Source organism: Acidaminococcus sp. CAG:542 (genome assembly GCF_000437815.1).
GTDB lineage: Bacteria > Bacillota > Negativicutes > Acidaminococcales > Acidaminococcaceae > Acidaminococcus.
Genome location: NZ_FR902078.1, coordinates 22,932 through 27,626, shown reverse-complemented (window position 1 = coordinate 27,626; position 4,695 = coordinate 22,932). Strand labels below are relative to the sequence as shown.

The 4,695-nt window shown below is 57.1% G+C and carries 5 protein-coding genes and 3 tRNA genes; all 8 read left to right on the top strand.

What is annotated here, in order from left to right; all coding sequences use genetic code 11:
• Positions 1-981 (top strand): S1C family serine protease (locus QVO43_RS06050; protein WP_288174629.1); only part of this gene is annotated, 981 nt, incomplete at its 5' end.
• Positions 978-1,460 carry a 23S rRNA (pseudouridine(1915)-N(3))-methyltransferase RlmH gene (gene rlmH / locus QVO43_RS06045; RefSeq protein ID WP_022487650.1) on the top strand — a complete coding sequence of 161 codons (483 nt, stop codon included), beginning with the start codon at positions 978-980 and terminating at the stop codon, positions 1,458-1,460. The genes QVO43_RS06050 and rlmH, both read left to right, overlap by 4 nt.
• Before the next feature lie 116 nt (positions 1,461-1,576).
• Complete coding sequence (locus tag QVO43_RS06040) at positions 1,577-2,701, top strand: DUF362 domain-containing protein (protein ID WP_022487649.1); 1,125 nt, start codon at positions 1,577-1,579, stop codon at positions 2,699-2,701.
• A gap of 98 nt (positions 2,702-2,799) precedes the next feature.
• Positions 2,800-3,546: a metallophosphoesterase gene (locus QVO43_RS06035; RefSeq protein ID WP_022487648.1), complete on the top strand. Its 747-nt coding sequence runs from the start codon at positions 2,800-2,802 to the stop codon at positions 3,544-3,546.
• A gap of 174 nt (positions 3,547-3,720) precedes the next feature.
• A tRNA-Gln gene (locus tag QVO43_RS06030) sits at positions 3,721-3,794 on the top strand.
• Positions 3,795-3,906: 112 nt separating this feature from the next.
• Positions 3,907-3,980: transfer RNA gene (locus tag QVO43_RS06025), tRNA-Gln, on the top strand.
• Between the two features lie 12 nt (positions 3,981-3,992).
• A tRNA-Glu gene (locus QVO43_RS06020) sits at positions 3,993-4,067 on the top strand.
• Between the two features lie 118 nt (positions 4,068-4,185).
• Positions 4,186-4,695, top strand: a 510-nt coding sequence (locus QVO43_RS06015; protein ID WP_288174626.1) for an iron chelate uptake ABC transporter family permease subunit, incomplete at its 3' end; no start/stop codon positions are given.

Here is a 4,695-nt window from a genome sequence, read left to right as displayed (position 1 = left end):
AAAAAGGCGAAAGCCAATATGAGCGCCGCCCGGAACACCCCCATTGTCCAGGCCGCCAAGAAGGTGGGCCCGGCTGTAGTGGGTATCACCAACAAGGCCCTGGTACGGGATTACTTCAACCGGACCCAGCTGGTGGAACAGGGCAGCGGTTCCGGGGTGATCTACAGCAAGGACGGGCTCATCGCCACCAACAACCATGTGGTGGCCGGTGCCCAGGAAATCGTGGTGAGCCTGCCTGACGGAAAGACCTATAACGGAAAAGTGCTGGGCACCGACCCCAATACGGATCTGGCGGTAGTGAAAATCGATGCAGATGAGGAACTGCCGGTGGCGGAATTCGGGGATTCTGATTCTCTGATGGTGGGGGAACCGGCCATTGCCATCGGGAACCCCCTGGGCATGGAATTCCGGGGCAGTGTCACCGCCGGGGTGATCAGCGCCCTGAACCGGTCCCTGGACATGGGTGAACGGCGGTTCCGGCTGATCCAGACCGATGCGGCCATCAACCCGGGGAATTCCGGCGGGGCCCTGGTGAACGCGGACGGTCAGGTGATCGGCATCAACAGTGCCAAGATTGCCGCTTCCGGGGTGGAAGGCATTGGTTTTGCCATTCCCATCAACGAGGCCAAGCCCATCCTGAAGGAACTGGCGGAAAAAGGACGGGTGGTCCGGCCTTATCTGGGGGTCAGCCTGCTGGATCAGACCCTGGCCAAACGGCTGGGCATCGATCTGGACCTGAGAGGAGGGCTGTTCGTCGTAAAGATGTTTCAAGACGGTCCTGCATACCGTGGAGGCATTCGTCCAAACGATATTATCGTTAAGTTCAACGGTACTAAAGTGGCTTCTGTAGCCGATCTCCGGGATGCCCTGGGCAAATGTCAGGTGGGACAGCAGGTGCCGGTGACCATCCTCCGGGGAGATGAAGAAGTGAACAAGACCGTCACTCTTACGGAAATGCCCCAGCAGAGCAGCCAGCAATGATCAGGATCACCCTGGCCTGCGCAGGCAAACTGAAGGAAAAGTACCTCCGGGAGGCGGAACAGGAATTCACCAAGCGGCTGGGCGCTTACTGCCAGCTGGAAACCCGGTGCATCAACGAAGAGAAGATGCCCGATGATCCGTCCCCGGCGGTGAAGGAACAGGTGCTGGCCCGGGAAACGGACCGGATCCTGAAGCTGATCCCGGAACACAGTTTCGTCATCCTGCTGGATCTTACGGGGAAGGAAATCTCTTCCCCCCAGCTGGCGGAAAAAATGGAACAGTGGATGGTGGAGGGGGTGAGCCATCTGACCTTTGTGATCGGAGGTCCGTTTGGCTACACCGACGCCCTGCGGAAACGGGCGGATTTCCGGTGGAGCTTCTCACCGCTGACCTTCACCCATCAGATGATCCGGATCCTGCTTTTGGAGCAGATCTACCGGGCCTTCAAGATCATGCGGAAAGAAAAATACCATCACTGAAAAAGACCGGACTGGAACCTGCAGGTTGTGCGGAATCCGAGAGGGACCAGCCCGGCTTTTTGGAAAACAGCGGATAGCGGGAGTGCTCCCGGTTATCCAGCAAGGGGAGTGGAAACATGGAAAAGGCAAAAGTGTATTTTACGGATTTCCGGTGTCCGGTGGGCACCAGTGCACTGGAGAAGCTCCAGCGGCTGTGCAGGGCAGCCCATATGGGAGACATTGACTTCCAGGGGAAATTCACCGCCATCAAGATGCATTTCGGGGAACTGGGGAACCTGGCCACCATCCGGCCCCAGTATGTAAAGGCGGTGGCGGACCTGGTGAAGGAATGGGGCGGCAAACCCTTCCTCACCGACTGCAACACCCTGTATCCCGGCAGCCGGAAAAATGCCCTGGACCATCTGGACTGTGCCGCCATCAACGGGTACAACACCATTACCACCGGCTGTCAGGTGATCATCGGGGATGGCCTCCGGGGCACGGATGAAGTGGAAGTGCCGGTTCCCGGCGGGGAATACATCCAAAAAGCCAAAATCGGCCGGGCCATTATGGATGCGGATGTATTCATCAGCCTGGCCCATTTCAAGGGCCATGAAGCCACCGGCTTCGGCGGTGCGGTAAAGAACGTGGGCATGGGCTGCGGCAGCCGGGCCGGGAAAATGGAACAGCATTCCTCCGGCAAGCCCAAGGTGGATGAAGAACTGTGCCGGGGCTGCGGCCGGTGTGCCAAAGAATGCGGCAGCGATGCCATTTCCTATATCAATCACAAGGCTCACATCGATGAGGAAAAATGTGCCGGATGCGGCCGCTGCATCGGGGCCTGCGGGTTCGACGCCATCCAGAGCGTCCAGTGGGATGCCAATGAGCTGCTGGACCGGAAAATGGCGGAATATGCCCTGGCCGTGGTCCATGGCCGTCCCTGCTTCTATATCAACATGGTGATGGATATTTCTCCCAACTGTGACTGCCACGGGGAAAACGACGCACCCATCCTGCCCAATATCGGCATGTTTGCGTCCTTTGACCCCATTGCCCTGGATCAGGCCTGTGCCGATGCCTGTCAGAAGGCCCAGCCCCTGCCCAACAGCCAGCTGGCGGACCACTTGGCCCAGAAGGACTGGGAATGCCACCACGACCACTTCCTGGACAGCAATCCCCGGGTGGACTGGGCCACCACCCTGGAACACGGAGAAAAGATCGGACTGGGGACCAGAGCATATGAACTGGTTGCGCTGAAATGATCAGAGAGGGTACTGCGGCCATAGGCGGTACCCTCTTTTTATCCATCTGGAACCCTCCGGACAAATAGAGTACAATAGGGGAAAAGGAGGTGGATCAGATGGCACTTTATGCCTTGGGAGATCTCCATCTGGCCTTTCAGCGGCCGGAGAAATCCATGGATGCCATGGGGCCCGTCTGGGTCCGCCACGAGGAAAAAATCTGGAAGAACTGCCAGGAACTGGTGCAGCCGGGGGATACCCTGGTGCTGGTAGGGGATCATTCCTGGGGACGGAAGCTGTACCAGTGCCGGGAGGACCTGGACTTCATTGCCAATCTGCCGGGACGGAAGATCCTGATCCGGGGGAACCATGACATGTTCTGGGAAGCTCAGAAAACCGACGCCCTGAACCAGGAGTATGCCGGAAAACTCTTCTTCCTCCAGAACAATTTCGCAGCCTACCGGGACTATGCCCTGGTGGGGACCAAGGGATTCACCTTTGAGGGACCCTTTCTGATCAACCGGTTTACCGGAGAAGTGCTCAGCTGGGACCAGGAGGCGGAAAAACACGCTCAAAAACTGGTCCGCCGGGAAGCCATCCGTCTGGAGGATTCCTTCCGGAAAGCCCAGGACGCGGGGTACCGGAAGTTCCTGGTGTTCCTCCACTATCCTCCCACCAATATCCTGGAAGAGGAGAGCATCTTTACCCGGATGGCGGAGAAATACGGAGCGGAACAGGTGATCTATGCCCACTGTCACGGAGAAGCCCAGTTCCAGGACAGTATCCTGGGGCTCCATAAAGGCATCCGGTACCGGCTGGTCTCCGGAGACTACCTGGATTTCCGGCCGGAAAAGATCCTGGACTGAAAGTTTTTCAGATTGAATATAAAAAATACGGGAAAATCAAAAGTTTTTAGTTTCCATGTTAAAAACTTTTGATTTTCCTACTTTTTTTTAGGAAAAAGTAAAAAAATCCCTTGCATTTTTTTGCCCTCCGTCGTATACTAAGAAAGTACTCTTTGAGAGAGCAAAGAGAGTTACTCCGGGATGGTGTAATGGTAGCACAGGAGATTCTGGATCTTCTAGTCTGGGTTCGAGCCCTAGTCCCGGAGCCATTTTTTTATCCAGAAACCGGCCACTGCGAAAGCGGTGGTTTTTCTTTTGGCATTTTGGAAAAAATCCTTGCAATTTCTTTTGGGTATGCTATAATAATTGAGTAAGCTTTCTTCCGGGATGGTGTAATGGTAGCACAGGAGATTCTGGATCTTCTAGTCTGGGTTCGAGCCCTAGTCCCGGAGCCATTTTTTTATCTTGGCGCCATGGTCAAGCGGCTAAGACGTCGCCCTCTCAAGGCGAAATCACGAGTTCGATTCTCGTTGGCGCTACCAGGTCAATACGTGGGAATCCCCTATGGGCCATGCACTCGTGAGGATGGAACTGCATTATATAAAAGACAGACGCTCCCTTTGGGGAACGTCTTTTTTGTTTGTGAGAAAGGAGAAAGACATGAAAGGAAAAGCCTGGGCCAGGCTGCTGGGACTGCTGCTGGTTCCGGTGTGCCTCCTGTCCCTGTTCAGCGGCCAGGTGCCCGTGTCTCCCCTGGGGCTGTTCCAGGGAGGATGGAGCCCTTTGGAAGTAAATGTGCTGTGGAATCTCCGGCTGCCCCGGCTGCTGCTGGGCCTGGGTACGGGAGCGGCTCTGGGGGCTTCCGGCACGGTCCTCCAGGGCATCTTCGGGAATCCCCTGGCGGATCCGGGAATCCTGGGGGTCACCGGCGGGGCTTCCCTGGGGGCGGTGGTGATGCTGCTCACTGGGCTGCCCCAGAAAAGCTACTGGTTCCTGCCCCTGGGGGCCTTTGCCGGGGCGGCCCTGGCCTCCTTTCTGGTGGGGCTCCTGGGCAGCCGGAGCCATGACCGGGTGAAGCTGCTCCTGTCCGGGGTGGCGGTGAGCCTGTTCTGCGGGGCCCTGACCGCCGGCTTTCTCAGCTTTGCCCCGGACGCTGTCATGCGCCAGTAC

Coding starts and splice junctions, on each gene's coding strand:
- QVO43_RS06040 (WP_022487649.1), top strand. CDS start 1,577: ATGGAAAAGGCAAAAGTGTATTTTACGGATTTCCGGTGTCCGGTGGGC.
- QVO43_RS06035 (WP_022487648.1), top strand. CDS start 2,800: ATGGCACTTTATGCCTTGGGAGATCTCCATCTGGCCTTTCAGCGGCCG.
- rlmH (WP_022487650.1), top strand. CDS start 978: ATGATCAGGATCACCCTGGCCTGCGCAGGCAAACTGAAGGAAAAGTAC.